This is a genomic window from Methylobacterium gossipiicola (genome assembly GCF_900113485.1).
GTDB lineage: Bacteria > Pseudomonadota > Alphaproteobacteria > Rhizobiales > Beijerinckiaceae > Methylobacterium > Methylobacterium gossipiicola.
Genome location: NZ_FOPM01000012.1, coordinates 54,995 through 70,441 on the forward strand (window position 1 = coordinate 54,995; position 15,447 = coordinate 70,441).

General features: G+C 68.5%; 12 protein-coding genes and 1 pseudogene. 5 read left to right on the forward strand and 8 right to left on the reverse strand.

Going from position 1 to position 15,447, the window contains the following annotated elements:
* Positions 1–10: 10 nt before the first annotated feature.
* The 4 genes and pseudogenes from BM249_RS12040 to BM249_RS12055 form a co-directional block, all read right to left on the reverse strand.
* On the reverse strand, positions 11–1,339 hold the full coding sequence (locus BM249_RS12040) for an ATP-binding protein (RefSeq protein WP_056355122.1): 1,329 nt from the start codon (positions 1,337–1,339) through the stop codon (positions 11–13).
* Positions 1,336–2,085, reverse strand: a complete 750-nt coding sequence (locus tag BM249_RS12045; RefSeq protein WP_091972178.1) for a response regulator transcription factor — start codon at positions 2,083–2,085, stop codon at positions 1,336–1,338. Before BM249_RS12045 ends, BM249_RS12040 begins: the two co-directional genes overlap by 4 nt.
* 12 nt (positions 2,086–2,097) lie before the next feature.
* A pseudogene (locus BM249_RS12050) lies at positions 2,098–2,783 on the reverse strand (ZIP family metal transporter).
* 7 nt (positions 2,784–2,790) lie between these two features.
* Positions 2,791–3,768: a cation diffusion facilitator family transporter gene (locus BM249_RS12055; protein WP_056355113.1), complete on the reverse strand. Its 978-nt coding sequence runs from the start codon at positions 3,766–3,768 to the stop codon at positions 2,791–2,793.
* Positions 3,769–4,007: 239 nt separating this feature from the next.
* Here BM249_RS12055 and BM249_RS12060 point away from each other — a divergent pair, with 239 nt between their 5' ends.
* From BM249_RS12060 to BM249_RS12075, 4 genes are all read left to right on the forward strand, one after another.
* Positions 4,008–4,430 carry a MerR family transcriptional regulator gene (locus BM249_RS12060; protein ID WP_056355111.1) on the forward strand — a complete coding sequence of 141 codons (423 nt, stop codon included), beginning with the start codon at positions 4,008–4,010 and terminating at the stop codon, positions 4,428–4,430.
* Positions 4,431–4,562: 132 nt separating this feature from the next.
* Entirely contained in the window at positions 4,563–9,518 is a 4,956-nt protein-coding gene (locus BM249_RS12065; RefSeq protein ID WP_091972180.1) for an AAA domain-containing protein, read from the forward strand.
* 211 nt (positions 9,519–9,729) lie between these two features.
* Positions 9,730–10,275 carry a hypothetical protein gene (locus BM249_RS12070; RefSeq protein WP_056355105.1) on the forward strand — a complete coding sequence of 182 codons (546 nt, stop codon included), beginning with the start codon at positions 9,730–9,732 and terminating at the stop codon, positions 10,273–10,275.
* A gap of 17 nt (positions 10,276–10,292) precedes the next feature.
* The gene (locus BM249_RS12075; protein WP_056355102.1) at positions 10,293–11,126 is read left to right on the forward strand and encodes a hypothetical protein; all 834 of its coding nucleotides are present in this window, start codon (positions 10,293–10,295) and stop codon (positions 11,124–11,126) included.
* A 104-nt stretch (positions 11,127–11,230) separates the two neighbouring features.
* On the opposite strand, the gene BM249_RS12080 is transcribed toward BM249_RS12075, so the two are convergent.
* Positions 11,231–13,627 (reverse strand): heavy metal translocating P-type ATPase, encoded by a 2,397-nt coding sequence (locus tag BM249_RS12080; RefSeq protein WP_091972183.1) that lies wholly within the window; start codon positions 13,625–13,627, stop codon positions 11,231–11,233.
* A gap of 77 nt (positions 13,628–13,704) precedes the next feature.
* Here BM249_RS12080 and cueR point away from each other — a divergent pair, with 77 nt between their 5' ends.
* A complete protein-coding gene (gene cueR, locus BM249_RS12085) occupies positions 13,705–14,190 on the forward strand; it encodes a Cu(I)-responsive transcriptional regulator (RefSeq protein WP_082487872.1) in 486 nt (161 codons plus the stop codon).
* On the opposite strand, the gene copM is transcribed toward cueR, so the two are convergent.
* The 3 genes from copM to BM249_RS12100 form a co-directional block, all read right to left on the reverse strand.
* The gene (gene copM, locus BM249_RS12090) at positions 14,126–14,557 is read right to left on the reverse strand and encodes a CopM family metallochaperone (RefSeq protein WP_056355092.1); all 432 of its coding nucleotides are present in this window, start codon (positions 14,555–14,557) and stop codon (positions 14,126–14,128) included. The genes cueR and copM overlap by 65 nt on opposite strands.
* 97 nt (positions 14,558–14,654) lie before the next feature.
* Entirely contained in the window at positions 14,655–14,897 is a 243-nt protein-coding gene (locus tag BM249_RS12095; protein WP_056355088.1) for a hypothetical protein, read from the reverse strand.
* A 158-nt stretch (positions 14,898–15,055) separates the two neighbouring features.
* On the reverse strand, positions 15,056–15,421 hold the full coding sequence (locus BM249_RS12100) for a hypothetical protein (protein WP_056355086.1): 366 nt from the start codon (positions 15,419–15,421) through the stop codon (positions 15,056–15,058).
* Between the last annotated feature and the right edge of the window lie 26 nt (positions 15,422–15,447).

A 15,447-nucleotide genomic window follows, 5' to 3' on the forward strand; every position in this document is an offset into this window, starting at 1 on the left:
ACGAAGTGTGTCAGCGATTGCTGCGCGGTAGGGAGATCTGCACCCGTAGCCCGCCCTCCGCCCGGTTACCCAGAACGATGCGACCTCCCTCCGCCTCGACGATCCGGCGGGCGATGGTGAGGCCGAGCCCCGTGCCGCCGGTATTGCGGTTCCTGGACGCCTCAAGCCGTGTGAACGGCTCGAAGGCTTTCGCAACCTCGTCGGGCGCGATGCCAGGACCGTCGTCCTCGACGGTCAGCAGGAGTTCCCCCACGTCCACCGCGAGCGAGACGCAGGCACGGGTACCGTAACGCACCGCGTTGTCGACGACGTTGTCGAGTGCGCGCCGCAAGGCGACTGGGCGCACGGTCGCGAGGGCGCGACCAGGCCCGGTATAGGAAACGTCGCGTCCGGCATCCGAGGACGCGTCGGCGATGCTCATCAGGATGCTCGCGACGTTGGTGACCTGGCGCGGCTCGGGATCTGCGTCGCCCCGGAGGTACGCCAAGGTCGAATCGACCATGGCCTGCATCTCGTCGAGGTCCGAGCCCATCCCCCGGAATTCCTGTCCCTCAGGCAGTCCGTCGAGGCGCAGGCGAAGCCGAGCGATCGGCGTGCGAAGGTCATGGGAGACGGCCGCCAGGGCCTGGGTCCGTTCCGTCACCAAGCGATGGATGCGCTCCTGCATCGCGTTGAGGGCCCGGGCGATCTCGCGGGTCTCGTCGGGGCCGGCCTCCCGGACGGGGACGACTTTGCCATGTCCGATCTCCCCCGTGGCGCGGGTTAGGTCGCGCAGTGGTCCTGCGATCCGGTGGATCAGGACGACGGCGGCGACGCCGACGAGGATGGCCATCGCCGTCGCGAGATAGGCCCACGATCCAAGCCTGGCGAGGCTCGGTGCATGGGCCGAGTGGAAGGTCAGGAAGCTTCCGTCAACGAGCGCCAGCGCACCAGCGAGATCCTCCTCGTGGATGGCCTCGCCGCCGCCGCCCATGGCCAGGGCGAGCCCGGGTCCGAGGCTCGGCTCCGATGCGACCATCCGGGATCTCAGCGACCACATCGCCGGGTCTCCGGCTTGGTCCTGGCGCAGCGGCGAGGTTTTGGACCAGCCCAGCTCGAAATGTGGGGACGAGAGAGCCTTCGCTTCGGCGTCACGTTCGGACGAAGGACGCCTCAGCACCGCCTCGCGCGCCAGGGTGAGTTGGTTGGCGACCTGGCGCGCGAACGCATCGTCCGCCGCGGCCGCCGCGGACTGGCGGTAGAGCAGCAAGGCCCCGCCGTGGACGGTGAGTATGGCCAGGAGCAGGACGGCGACCGTTCGGGCTTCGAGGCTACGGGCCAGCAGAGCGAGGCGGCTCACGCGCGCTCTACCTTGGAGGCGAGCATGTAGCCGGCACCGCGGATGGTCTTGATGACCGCGGGCAGCCCCTCGGGCGGTTCGAGCTTGCGTCGCAGGCGGCTGACAAGGGTATCGACGCTGCGGTCCGAGGGCGATCCGAGCCGGGCGCGGGAGAGTTCGAGGATCATCTCGCGGCCCAGCACACGTCCCGGGTGCTCCAGGAAGAACAAGAGGAGGTCGTACTCCGCGCCGGACAGGTCGACGGCCGCCCCCTCGGGATCCAGGAGCGATCGGCTGCGCAGGTCGAGCCTCCAGCCAGCGAAGGCGAGGGTCTCCGATGTCGGGGCCGAGGGCGATGTCGCCGCGATTGCCGCGCGGCGAAGCACGGCCCGGACACGGGCCAACAGTTCCGGGCGGCCGAAGGGTTTGGCCACGTAGTCGTCGGCGCCGAGTTCCAGTCCGAGCACCCGGTCGGCCTCCTCGTTTCGGGCGCTGACCATGATCACCGGAACCGTGTTTTTGGCCCGCAACGCCCGGAGCAGGTCGAGGCCGGAGGCGCCCGGAAGCATCACGTCGAGCAGGACAAGGTCGATGCCACCGGCTGGAAGGACGCGCCAGAACTCAATGGCGCTCCTGCAGCCGGTGACGCGATAGCCGGCCTCCCGGAGAAGGCGGGTCACGAGCATGCGCAGGCCGTCATCGTCCTCGACGAGCACGATGTGGCCGGTATCACCGCCAAGCGGGCTTTCGCCGGGTTGGAGAACCATCGATTCCTCAGGTCAGCCCATGGTCTGGTCGAGCAGGAGCAGGAGCAGGAAGCCCGCGAAGAACATCGCCGTGACCCAGGGGCGATCCTCGACCTCATGTGCCTCGACCAGGAGTTCCTCGGTGACAAGGTAGAGCAGTGCGATCAGCCCGAAGGCGAGGAAGCCGGCCTGGACAGTGGCCGACAGGGTGGCGACGGGGCCACCGAGCAAGGCCCCCAGCGGAAGCAGGACCACCATGCCCGCGGTCAAGCCGACCACCTTGCCCTTCGAGGAGCCGGAGGCGCCGAGCTCGTTGGCGACAGTCAGGCGAGGAAGAGCACCTCGATGGTCAACGCCACCGTAAGGAGGAGGCCCGCCTTGGCTCCCGCCGCGAAGGCGATGCCGAGGACGAGGCCGTCCACCAGGATGTCGATGGCCATGACGGACATCAACCCGACGGGCCCCTTCGCGCGTCTGCCCAGGCTCTTGACGAGCAGCATGGCGGCGACGCCCAGGGCCCCGCCGGCCAGGGTCGCCCATGGCGCGCCGGCGTGCTTGAGGTCCGGCAGGATCTCGCCGGCGGCGGCCGCGAAGACGACGCCCGCCGCGAAGTGCTGGATGGCGCTGACCAGGACGGGGCCGGGCCGGAAGTTGACCGCGACGGCGGCGCCGACGATGGCCGCCGCAGCCGGGATCAGGGTGTAGGTCCATGCCTGCATGGCCGGCCTAGACGACCGCGTCGGAGGCGAGCGCGCAGGCGGTGTCCGTGCTGGTCTCGACCTGGAGCGTGGTGTGCCCGATCCCGAATTCGTCCTTCATTTCACTGGCGGCCTGCATCAGGAACCCGTCGCCGGGATGTCCCGCGGGGATGACGAGGTGGGAGGTCAGCGCGGTCTCTGTGGTGCTCATCGGCCAGATATGAAGGTCGTGCAGGGCGACGACGCCGGGCAGGGACAGGAGATGGCGGCGCACCGCTTCGGGGTCGATGCCCGGCGGCACCGCGGCGAGGGACATGACGAGGCTGTCTTTCAGGAGCCCCCAGGTGCTCCAGACGATGACGGCCACGATGCACAGGCTCACCACCGGGTCGATCCATGTCCACCCCGTATAAAGGATCACCAAGCCGGCGATGACCACGCCGGCGGAGACGGCGGCGTCCGCGGCCATGTGAAGGAAGGCGCCCTTGATGTTGATGTCTCCCTTTGCACCGGAGGCGAATAGCCAGGCGGTGATGCCGTTCACGGCGATGCCGATGGTCGCAACGACCATCACAGTCGTTCCGGCGACCGGCACGGGCTGCCCGAAGCGCTGGACCGCCTCCCAGGCGATGGCCCCGGCCGCGACGAGCAGGAAGACGCCGTTGAACAACGCCGCCAGGATCGACGAGCCCTTCATCCCGTAAGTGTAGCGGGAGGTCGGCGCACGCTTGGCCAGGACCGTGGCGGCCCAGGCGACCAGAAGGCCGAGCACGTCGGACAGGTTGTGTCCCGCATCGGCGAGTAGGGCCACGGAGTTGGCAAGGACGCCATAGGTCGCCTCGATGGCGACGAAGCCGACGTTGAGGGCGATGCCGATGGCGAAGGCTCGTCCGAAGCTTGCCGGGGCGTGCGCATGGCCGGGGCCATGCCGGTGTCCCGCATGGGAATGCCCGCCCTGGTGCCCGTCGCCGTGGTCATGTCCGTCGTGGTCGTGCTCGCTTGCCATGTGGTCGGATCCGGTACGGGGGTTCGGTTGTATGTCGGCCGTCGGGAAAAAAACCTCCGGCCCACGTCGCGGGAGAGGTCGGCTCGTGCGTCCGCCAAGTCAGGTCATGAGGTCACCCGTCCAAGGCCTGCGTCCGCTCGGCGGGACGAAATTGGAAAGGTTCGGCAACCACGGAACGTCTTCCTTATCGACCGGCGATGCCGTAAATCCTCTAGTGGCTGGAGGAGCAAGCGGAAAATATGAAACCCCTGCCGATTGGCGCCCTTTCCGAACTGGCCGGCGTGAAGATCCCGACCATCCGCTATTATGAGGGCATCGGGTTGCTTCCGGTCGCGGAACGCACGGGCACCAACCGCCGGACCTACGACGATGCGACTGTGCGACGTCTCAGGTTCATCCGTCATGCGAGGGAGTTGGGCTTCGAGGTGGACGCCATACGGACGCTCCTCGATCTGGCGGACCAGCCGGACCGCCCCTGCGGCGATGCCGATGTCATCGCCCGGCGGCACCTCGCCGACATCGATAACCGCCTATCCCGCCTGACCGCCCTCCGCACCGAGGTGCAGGCCATGGTCGACCAATGCGCGAGAGGCAGCATCGCCCAATGCCGGGTCATCGAGGTCCTCGCCGACCACGAGGAATGCCTTCACGAGGCTCACTGAGCACGCAAACGGATTGGGGTGGGCATCTGCCTTGAACAAGCCGGGGACGCTTGACGCCGCCCGGAGGCGTGTCGGACTGTCCCGCTCGGAAGCTTCGCCCAGGACACGCGGCCGGAGTAGCGCTCCCGGGCAATGACCAAGCAAGTGACGCTAGATCCCGCCGGCGAACGGCTTCACGGCCTGCTGGGCTACGTCGAGCAGGTTGTCAGGCTCGACGAACGGGCGACCATGCGACTCGGCGAGCATCGTCTCCCGACCGGCCAGGCTTTCACCCTCCATCAGCATGAGCTCCACGCCTTGCCGGGCGTCAGGCACGACCTCGTCGACGAGGAGGGTCCGATCTGGCTGGCGGTCGAGCGGCTGCGGCGGAGCGGGCCGCCGGCACCGCCCGAGACGGCCGCGGAATGGCTTGAACTGGCTCCCGATCCGGAGAGACGGCCGCAGCTTCGCCCGTTCCTGATCCGGACGGTCCCGGCCGGCGAGAAGGATGCCCTCGTCTCCGATGGGTTGGCACGAGCCGAGGATTGCGCCGAGGCACTCGCCCAACCCGACAAGGACGTCCGCCTCTGGGACGTGCGGCTCCGGCTCGAAGACAGGGATGACCTGAGGACGGCCGCGGAGGCCTGGATCACCGAGCGGTGGTTACCCTGGTCGCTGGCGGAGGGGCCCGTCCGTCGCTCCCTTGCCTTGTACCAACGCCTGTTCGAGGTGGCGCAGCTGTCCGAACTCGGCGGCGGGGAGCGCCCGTTCGAGCTCGTCTGGGGCATCGGCCTCGCGCGCTGGCGAAAGGACGCGCAGGAGATCGACCTGCCCCTGGTGGAACGCCTGGTCGAGATCGAGGTCGACGATGCCGGCGGCGCCGAGATCCGGGTTCGTCCCCGTGCCGCCGCGGCCGCCGTGAACCTCCGGGCCTACGAGGAGCTGGGCGTCGAGGGCGTGACGCTGGCCCACGACGCGGCCCGGCGCGCCATCGCCATCCTCGATCCGGACGAAGGCATCTCGCCCTACCGGCGCGACAGCTTCGAGCCGATCCTCCGGTCCTGCCAGGCCAGGCTGGACGTCGAGGGTGGATACCTGCCCGACCGTCTGACGCTCGCACCCGGCGAACCCGTTCCGGCTGCAGGGGAGAACCTGTCGGTGTCCGACCGCTGGGTGCTTTTCGCCCGCCGCAGGTCGGACAGCTTCCTGCTCGCGGACATCGAGAACCTGAAGCGCTCCGTCGAACGTGCTGCGCAGGAGCACGGTCTGCCGGGTCCGGCGCGGACGCTGGTCATGGGGCCGGCCGACGAGCCGTCGCGGGACTTCTGGAGACCCTTGAGCGACCGGGTAGGCGGGACGGCCGAGCGCGCGCCCGAGCCGGAAGGCGCATCCGAGGCAGGCGACCTCTTCTTCCCCAAGCCGTTCAACGACGAGCAGATGGAAATCGTGCGGCGGCTCGAAGCCACCGACGGAATCGTGGTTCAGGGCCCGCCCGGAACGGGCAAGACCCACACCATCTCGAACATCATCTGCCACTACATGGCGACCGGTCGGCGCATCCTGGTCGTCTCCCATGGGGAGCCGGCCCTGGCCGTTCTACGGGACCAACTACCCGACGGGGTCCGCGACCTGGCGATCAGCATTACCGCGACCGAGCGCGAGGGCTTTCGGCAACTAGAAACTGCGGTTCGCCTCCTGCAGTCGGTGGTCGAGAGCATCAAGCCGTCGGAGCAGGCACGGCTGATCCGTGACCTGGAAGCGTCGGTCGTGGGGCTCCGGGGCCGGCTGGAAGCTGTCGACGCCGAGATCGAGCGGTTCGCACTCCGCCAACTCTCCCCCGCCTTTGGTGACGAGCGTCCCGCCGAGCTCGCGCGGCGGGTTGCGCACTCGGCCACGCGGCATGGCTGGTTCGAGGACCGTCCGGGCGACGCCTCCTCCGAGGCGACACCGCGGGACGAAGACGTCGCCGCCCTGCGCACGGCCCGCCTCGCCTTGGGAACCCGCCTCGAACACATCGACTGCTTCCTTCCCTCCGTCCACGACCTGCCGGACGGCGATGTCCTCGCGAGGCTCCACGACGATCTGGTCCGGTCCGTCCACCTTGCCGAGGCTGCGGCGAGCGAACCCTCGATCCGAGTGCGGATCGCGTCCCTGCAGGACGTGGCCCGAGCGCTTGAGGCAGCTTTCGAGCTGGGGGCCCTGCGCCGCGCCAAGCACCTCTCCGATGGCGCTCCCTGGCTGCAGCCGTTGGCTGAGGATATGCTGTTCGCGACCGGCGAGAACCGCCTCGTCGACCTTGTCAGGCGCTTCGCCGAGGATGCCCGACCTGTCGCTCGCGAGCGGGAGCGGTACCTCGGCCTTCCCGTTGAGCTTCCCGAGGGCTTTGGCCCCGCATCCCAAGAGGTCGCCGGCATCGTCCGCCGCCTCGCTGCCGACGAACCGGTGTTCGGCTTCTTCGCATTCCGCGAGAGGTCGCTGCGTCCCACCGTCGACGCCATCCGGGTGCAGGGGCACCCTCCGGCCGGACCCGGGGAATGGGCACATGTTCGTGACCATCTGGCTTGGCGGGATGCGGTCGCATCGCTCGCGATCCGCTGGCGGGCGTTGGCGGAGGAGATCGGCGCTCCCTCCGTCGCCACGGCTCGCGAGCTCGACCAGCTCGTTGCCACGCTCGATGCCGTTCTGTTTGAGGCGGAACGCGCGACGAAGGTTCTCAGCGCTACGTTCGCCGCCCTTGTTCCGGGTGGCGGGTCCGTCCGCGACCTTTGGCTGGATCGCCGTCGGCTCGATCTCGTCGAGGCAGCCTTTCGAAATGCCGCGGCCGCGGCGCAACTCTCGGCCTCCCGGAGCGAGATCGGCCGGCTTCAGACCTTTTTCCCGGAGACGGCAGGAAAGATCGGTCAGCTCGCCCGCAACTTCCTGTCGGAGGCAGTCGGGCGTCAGGGGGTGGAAGGGGAGCAGGTCTCGCATCTTTGGTCGGCCCTGCGTCGCCAGATCGAGGACCTGGGGCAGAGCCGAGCCCACTTCGATGTCGTTCGAGAGGTCACCGAAGCCGTCCACGCGTGCGGCGCGCCGATCTGGGCTTCGCGCCTTCGACGGGAACCGGCCAAGGACCTGGCCGACCCGCTGCTGCCGAAGGAGTGGCGCGAGGCCTGGGAATGGGGCGCGATGGCCGCCTACCTGGGGCGGATCGATGACCGGGACAGGCTGAGGTCGCTTGCGGACGAACGCGTCCGGCTGGATGCCGAGGTGCGGAAAACCTTTGAAGGGCTCGTCCGCGAGCGCACCTTCTACGAGCTCGGTCGCTCGATGACCGGTACGGTGCGTGCGGCCTTGATGATGTTCGCCACGGCCCTGCGCAAGACGGGCAAGGGCACCGGCAAGGGCGCCGTGCGCCACCGACGTGACGCCCGCCTGGCCATGGCGCAATGCTACGCCGCCATTCCATGCTGGATCATGCCGGCTTGGCGCGTCGCCGAGCAGCTGCCCGGCGAGGTCGGTTCCTTCGACCTCGTGATCATGGACGAGGCCTCGCAGTCGGACATCCGCGAGCTTCCGGCCCTGCTCCGCGGCAGGAAGATCCTCGTGGTCGGCGACGACAAGCAGGTGAGCCCGAGCGCGGCGTTCATCGAGAACGCGAAGATCGACCGGCTCGAACACGGCTTCCTCAAGGGCCAGCCCTTCCGAACCCTCCTCCTGCCGGGAGCCTCGCTCTACGACCTCGCCAAGGTGATGTTCCCGGACAAGCTGGTCATGCTGCGGGAGCACTTCCGCTGCGTCGAACCCATTATCCGGTTCTCGATGCAGTTCTATCCCGAACCCCTGGTCCCCCTTCGCGTGCCCACCGCGCACGAGCGGCTCGACCCTCCCCTCGTCGACATCTACGTGCCGGACGGACGCCGCAAGGGCGACAAGCAGAACCCCCGCGAGGCCGAGGTGATCGTCGACGAGATCCGCAAGCTCGTCGACGACCCGAGCCTTGCGCGCGTGGAGGCCCTGGACCGCTGGCGAACCATCGGCGTCGTGTCCCTGATCGGAGCGAAGCAGGCCGCCCTCATCAACCGCATGCTCCTGGACGAACTCGGCGAGGAACTCGTGAGGCGACACCGCATCGCCTGCGGAGACAGCGCCACCTTCCAGGGTAACGAGCGCGACGTGGTCTTCCTGTCGATGATCGCCGATCCGGACAGCAAGCAGGCCCAGACCGCCACCCAGTTCGAGCAACGCTTCAACGTGGCACTGTCCCGGGCCCGGGACAGGCTGGTCCTGGTGCGCTCCGTCCGGGAGGACGAGCTCAAGCCCGACGACCTCAAGGCGCGCGTGATCCGGCACTTCCGCGAGCCCATGGCCGGCGCCGAGGCCCGCTCGGGAGACCTGGAGGCACACTGCGATTCCGATTTCGAGCGCGACGTTCTTCGGCGTCTCGTCGAGCGCGGATACCGCGTGACCCCGCAGGTGGGCGCGCTCGGGTACCGGATCGATCTCGTCGTGGAGGGCGTGAACGGGCGTCGTCTCGCGGTCGAATGCGACGGCGACAGGTACCATGGGCCGGAGCGCTGGGCGGACGACATGCGCCGCCAGCGCATTCTGGAACGGGTCGGTTGGCGCTTCTGGCGTTGCTGGTCGTCGAGCTTCACCCTCGACCCGGATGGATGCATGCTGGACCTGTTCGAGACGCTCGAACGGTCCGGCATCGAGCCAGGAGGAGCTGCAGAGAGCCAGCCATCCTATACCGCGCACCGGACGGCTCCGACGTCGCGGGAGCGAGCGGAAGGACGGCCGGAGGCCGGTGCTTCACAGGACCTCCTCGAACCACGCGCCGAATGCGACCCGCTGGAGCGCGCCGGAACCCCGAAAAGCGTACCTTCGAAAGAAGGGATACGTGCCGGCGACCGGGTCGTGGTGCGCTACCTCGATGACAATAGGACGGCGACCTTCACGCTTGGGCATGGATCCCACGACGAGGTGAACGGACAGCTTCCCATCAGCTCACCCCTGGGGTCGAAGCTTCTCGGGGTATCGGAGGAGGACGAGATCGAGTTCGACGCGGGCGGGCGCATCCGTCGCGTACTGGTATTAAGAACTGAGCGGCCGCGTGCAGCCCTTTGATCGAGCGTGTCGTCGCTCGGTTGGTTGAGCGGCTTTGCGAACTACCTCGTGTCCGGAAATCCTTGCGGCCTGCTGGAACGTGCGCTTAAAGGCACATGTTGATGCGGTGGAGCCGTTGGCACCCCATATCACCGTTGCAGACGGCCGGCGGAGGTGTACCATTCACCCGCTGGTAACCGCATCCATTCCAGCGTGAGGCCGAACCCCTTTGATGGCCAGTCCCGTCGACATGACCGAGTATCGCACAATGGCGGAAAACGCCCTTCGTGCCAGTCGGGCAACCGGCAGTCGCCGGGTCGTGAGCAATCGCGGGCCCGAGCATGCGCGCGCCGTGACCGACGTGCTCGTTACCAGCGCGGAGCGACATCTCGCGTTCCTGTGCGGGTACTTCTCGTCGGATATCTTCGATGCCTCGAAGACCCGCGAGTTCCTCGACGGTCCCGGCGCCCAGATGTCGGTCCTGCTGGACCACATGCCGGATGCTGCCCATCGTTCCGCGCTGTCCGAACTCGGCGCATACATGGTCGGCGACGACCCAAAGCTGAGGGTCCGTCGTCTCGAACATCCGGCCACGGTGCATTTCGGCATCGCCGACGAACGCGACGTTCGGATCGAGACCGACACCCAGTCCCGAAAGGCCACGGTCGTCTTCGGCGACCCCGTCGTCGCGCGTTCCGCAACCCGCAAGTTCAAGTCGCTCTGGGATGCCGCGGTACCGGTCACCGCCCAGGAACTCGGCGCCTCCGCGACCCGCTAGGCGAACGGTCCCGCCCCATGCGTGCGTTCGGATTGCTCGCCCTCGGCGTCCTGGTCGGGCTTGCTGTCTATCACGTGCTCGGGGTGACCGGGGTCTCCGCTATGGTGGAGCACTTCCACCCGAAGTTCGACACCCCAGACCTGAGGCGCCTTGCGGCCGATGAGAACCGCAAGGCGCTTGAGGTCATTTTCGGCACCATCATCACCCTCGGGGGCATCACCCTCACCTGCACCGTGGGGTATCTCTCCCTACCACAGGAACGCTTTAGCGAGGCCGCGCAACGACTGGCACAGCAGGCATTCGGGGAGATGTACCAGAACCGGGAGGAATCCTCCGAGCAGTTGAAGCGGGCGCAAGCCGCCATTGAGAAGAACGAAAAATCCCGTCCCTCACTCATCGCCCTCTACACGCTGATTAGCATCCACTCCATTGCGCCCTGGACCTTTCGGCCCTGCCACAAGCAGCTGCAGGCCCTAGGGAACGGTCTGCGGAACGTCTGGCGGGGAACCCGCATCGCGGTGTTCGTACGCGCAGGCGACGTTTCCTGCGTCGCCTGGCTCGCGGGGCTCACTGCCCTGACTGTGCTGTTCGCCGCCCTTTTCATGGTCCGGCTTGTAGCCCTCGATGCCGTCGTGGACGGGCCCTGGCCGATGATCACCGACCTCGCCCAGCTCGGCGCCCTCTTCACGCTCGTCGCACTCGTCCTCGTCATGGGCATCGCCATCGCTCGGGCGGTCACGGCCCAGTCGGTCAGGCGTGCCATCGAGGAAGCCCGTGAGCAGGAGGAAGGCCGTTTGGCGGACGAGGCCACCCGCCTGATCGATCAGACCGGCGAGGTCCTCGGCGCCTAGCTCTGGACCGGGGCCTGTGCTGGATGCCGTCCGCGAAGCTTGCCCCTTCACGCCCCTCCACGATGACGCACCGCTTCCGGAAGGATGTACCGCCACGGCGTCTTCTAAAGCCGCACCGCCCGCAGCCGCAGGGCGTTCCCGATGACGCTGACCGAGGAGAGCGCCATCGCCGCGGCCGCGATGACCGGGGACAACAGGATGCCAAGAAACGGATAGAGCACCCCGGCCGCCACCGGCACGCCCGCGGCATTGTAGATGAAGGCGAAGAACAGGTTCTGGCGGATGTTGCCCATCACCGCCCGCGACAGGCGCCGTGCCCGCACGATGCCCATGAGGTCGCCCTTGAGCAGCGTCAGCCCAGCGCTTTCGATGGCCACGTCGGTCCCCGTTCCCATGGCGATGCCGACGTCGGCCGCGGCGAGCGCCGGGGCGTCGTTGACGCCGTCGCCCGCCATGGCGACCACCTGCCCCGCCGACTTGTGCCTCTCGACCACGGCGGCCTTCTGGTCGGGCAGCACCTCCGCCTCGACCTCCTCGATGCCGAGCCGACGCGCCACCGCCTCGGCGGTGGTCCGGTTGTCGCCCGTGAGCATGACGACACGGATGCCTTCGACCCGGAGCGCGGCCAGTGCCTCTGCCGTCGTCGCCTTGACCGGGTCGGCGATGGCGAGGACGCCGCCCACGCGTCCGTCGACGCCGACGAAGATGGCCGTCGCCCCGTCCCGCCTCAGGTCATCGGCCTGGACCGCGTAGGCGGAGACGTCCACGCCCTGCTCGCGCAGGAAGCTCGCGTTGCCGAGCGCCACACGCCGTCCCTCGACGGTGCCGAGCGCGCCCTTGCCCGTCGGGCTGTCGAAGCCGGTGACCGGGGCGAAGGCCAGCCCCCGCTTCTCGGCGGCCGCCACGACCGCGACCGCCAAGGGGTGTTCGCTCGCGCGCTCCACGCTTGCCGAAAGCCGCAGGACCTCCGCCTCGTCGAAGCCCGCCGCGGGCACGATCCGGGTGACCGTGGGCTTGCCCTCCGTCAAGGTACCGGTTTTGTCGACCACGAGGGTCGTGACCCGCTCCATCCGCTCCAGCGCCTCGGCGTTCTTCACGAGCACCCCGGCCCCGGCGCCCCTGCCGACGCCGACCATGATGGACATCGGGGTGGCGAGCCCGAGCGCGCAGGGGCAGGCGATGATGAGAACGGCCACGGCGGCCAGGAGGGCGAAGGTGAAGCGCGGCTCGGGGCCGAACGCCATCCAGGCGACGAAGGCCAGCAGCGCCACGCCGATGACGGCGGGCACGAACCAGCCCGCCACCCGGTCCGCGAGGCGCTGGATGGGGGCCCGGCTGCGCTGCGCCTCGGCCACCATCTGGACGATGCGGGCCAGCATGGTGTCCCGACCAACCTTGGTCGCCTCGATGACGAGCGAGCCGGACTGGTTGAGGCTGCCGCCGATGACCGTGGCGCCGGCCTCCTTCGTGACCGGCATCGATTCCCCGGTCACGAGGCTCTCGTCGACCGAGCTTCGACCTTCGCTCACGGTTCCGTCGACCGGCACCTTCTCGCCCGGGCGCACCCGCAGGCGGTCGCCGACGCGGATGTCCTCCAGGCGAACCTCGTCGTCGGTGCCGTCCGGATGAAGGCGCCGGGCGGTCTTCGGCGCCAGGTCGAGGAGCGCCCTGAGGGCCCCGCTGGTGCTCTCGCGCGCCCGCAGTTCCAGGACCTGGCCGAGAAGCACCAGCACGGTGATGACGGCCGCCGCCTCGAAGTAGGCCGGCACCGCCCCGCCGTGACCGCGCAGCGCCTCGGGGAACAAGCCGGGAGCGACGGTGGCGACGACGCTGTAGGCCCAGGCCACCCCGGTCCCGAGGGCGACGAGGGTGAACATGTTGAGGTTGCGCGAGCGCACGGAGTGAAGGGCCCGCACGAAAAAGGGCCAGCCGGCCCAGAGCACGACCGGCGTCGCGAGCGCGAACTGTATCCAGTTCGAGGCCTGCTGGCCGAGCCGCTCGGTCAGGCCGAAAAGATGGCCGCCCATCTCCAGCACGAAGACCGGAAGCGTCAGGACGAGCCCGACCCGGAACCGGCGCGTCATGTCGACGAGCTCCTCGCTCGGGCCAGCGTCCGCGCCGACCATGGCCGGCTCCAACCCCATGCCGCAGATCGGGCAGGCGCCGGGGCCGACCTGGCGCACCTCCGGATGCATCGGGCAGGTGTAGATCGTGCCTTCGGGCACGGGATCGGACTTCGCGGTGGCTTGGGCCGGGTCGATGTACCGGACCGGATCGGCCTCGAACTTCGTTCCGCAGCCTGTCGAGCAGAAGTAGTACGGGTGCCCGGCATGCTCGGCCCGATGCTTCGCCCTGTGAGGGTCGACCGTCATCCCACAGACGGGATCCTTGACCGTCCCGGCGCCGGCGGGCGGCTCGACCTGATGGCCATGCGCGTGGTCATGCCCGGCATGGGCACCGTGGGGGTCTGCATGGTCGTTCGCTGCGGTGCCGTGGATCATGATCGTGTTCCCGTTCGTCGATGTTGCCTATCGGTGTGCGCCTTCCCATCATGGGAAGGTCAACCATGGGGATCGTCATGAACATCGGGCAGGCGGCGGACGCATCGGGGGTCTCAGCCAAGATGATCCGCCATTACGAGAGCATCGGCTTGGTGCCCCAGGCCGACCGCCGGGACAGCGGCTACCGCGACTACGACCCGGAGGACGTGCACCGGCTCAGCTTCGTCCGCCGGGCTCGGGACCTCGGCTTCCCGTTGGAACGCATCCGGGTCCTTCTGGGATTGTGGGGCGATCCCACACGCAGCAGCGCCGAGGTGAAGGCCCTCGCTTTGACCCACATCGAGGAACTCGAAGAGAAGGCCCGCCACCTTCAGGAAATGGCGGACGTCCTTCGTGGTCTGGCCGACGCCTGCGACGGGGACGGACGACCCCACTGCCCGATCATCGAGGGACTGGAGGCCGGATCCGTGCCGGCCTCCAGCCCCTCGGGTGAACGGCTTATTTCGCGTTCTTCTTCAACCAGCCTTCCATCTCGCCGATCTCCTTCTCCTGGTCGTCGATGATCTTCTGGGCCATCGCCTTGGTCTCGGGGTCCTTGGCGTGCTTCAGGGCCACCTTGGCCATGGCCACCGCGCCCTTGTGGTGCGGGATCATGTGGGTGCGGAAATCCACGTCCGGGTTGCCGGTGTAGGGCACGTGCATGTCGTGCATCATCGCCATGTCGGCGGCCTTGAAGTCCTTGGTCGAGGCCGGGTCCTTCGGGTCCGGCTTCATGTCGTTTATCATCTTCATCATGTCTTCGTCATGCGACGCCTTCGGGTCGCCGGGCATCTCGTGCCCGCCGTGGGAATGGGTCGACTGGGCGAGGCTCGGCCCAGCCGTTCCGAGGCCGAGCAGCGCGGCCAGTGCAATCGTGCCGATGGTCTTCATGGTCGTTTCCATTCCTACGTGACGTAACTTGGTGGTGGGGCAGTGGGAGCCCTGCGCCCTGGACGGACGCATGAGGGTTCCCGGTCCGGGCGGCCGATCAGCGGTTCCGGGACGGCTTGGAGGCCGATCCATCGGGATGGGCGTGGTCCATGCGTTCACCCGACCCCGTCGAACCCGTCTCGCCGGGGCGCGCGTCGTGGGCCGGCCCACCCGAGGTGCCACCACGGTTCGGCGTCGGCTGGGTCTGCTGCTCGGCGTTGGCATTGCCCTGGTCGTCGGCGAGGGCCGGGGTTGCCGCCGAGAGGGCGATCAGCAGGGCGGCGGCGGTCATGGTCTTCATGGCTTCGGTCTCCTTGGTTCGTCGTGTTGGACAGGCCGGCAAAGCGTTTTCCGGCCGGTGGCTCGAACAGGAGGGACAGCCTTCGGCGGTCCTCCTGCATCCCTGCACGGGATCGGTCGGTCCCCTCCGGCCCGCGTCCGGGGCCGGAGGGCCGTTGGTCAGTTGAACTTGCCGCTCGTCGTCGCGCCGTCCGGGGCGGTGAGCTGGACGGCGCCCTTCGGGCTCTCACCGAGCGCCACGGACGCCTTGCCCGAGAGGCGGTTACCGTCGGCCGGTTCGAGGGGCACCCGAGCCGGCTTGCCGCCGACGACGAGGATGGCGGTGCCCTTGAAGCCGGTCGCCGGAACCGGTTTCTGGCTGCCGTCCGTGACGAACACGTCGACGCTTTCGCCCTTGGCAACGAGCTCGACGTGGTACTTGCCGGCATCCGTCACCCGGCCGCCGTGCTGGCCGGACACCTCGTGCGCGTGGACCGGCAGGGCGAGCAGCACGCCCGCCATCAGGGCCATTCTCCAGGGAATCATCGGGTTTCTCCTTTTTGGGTGGGGGC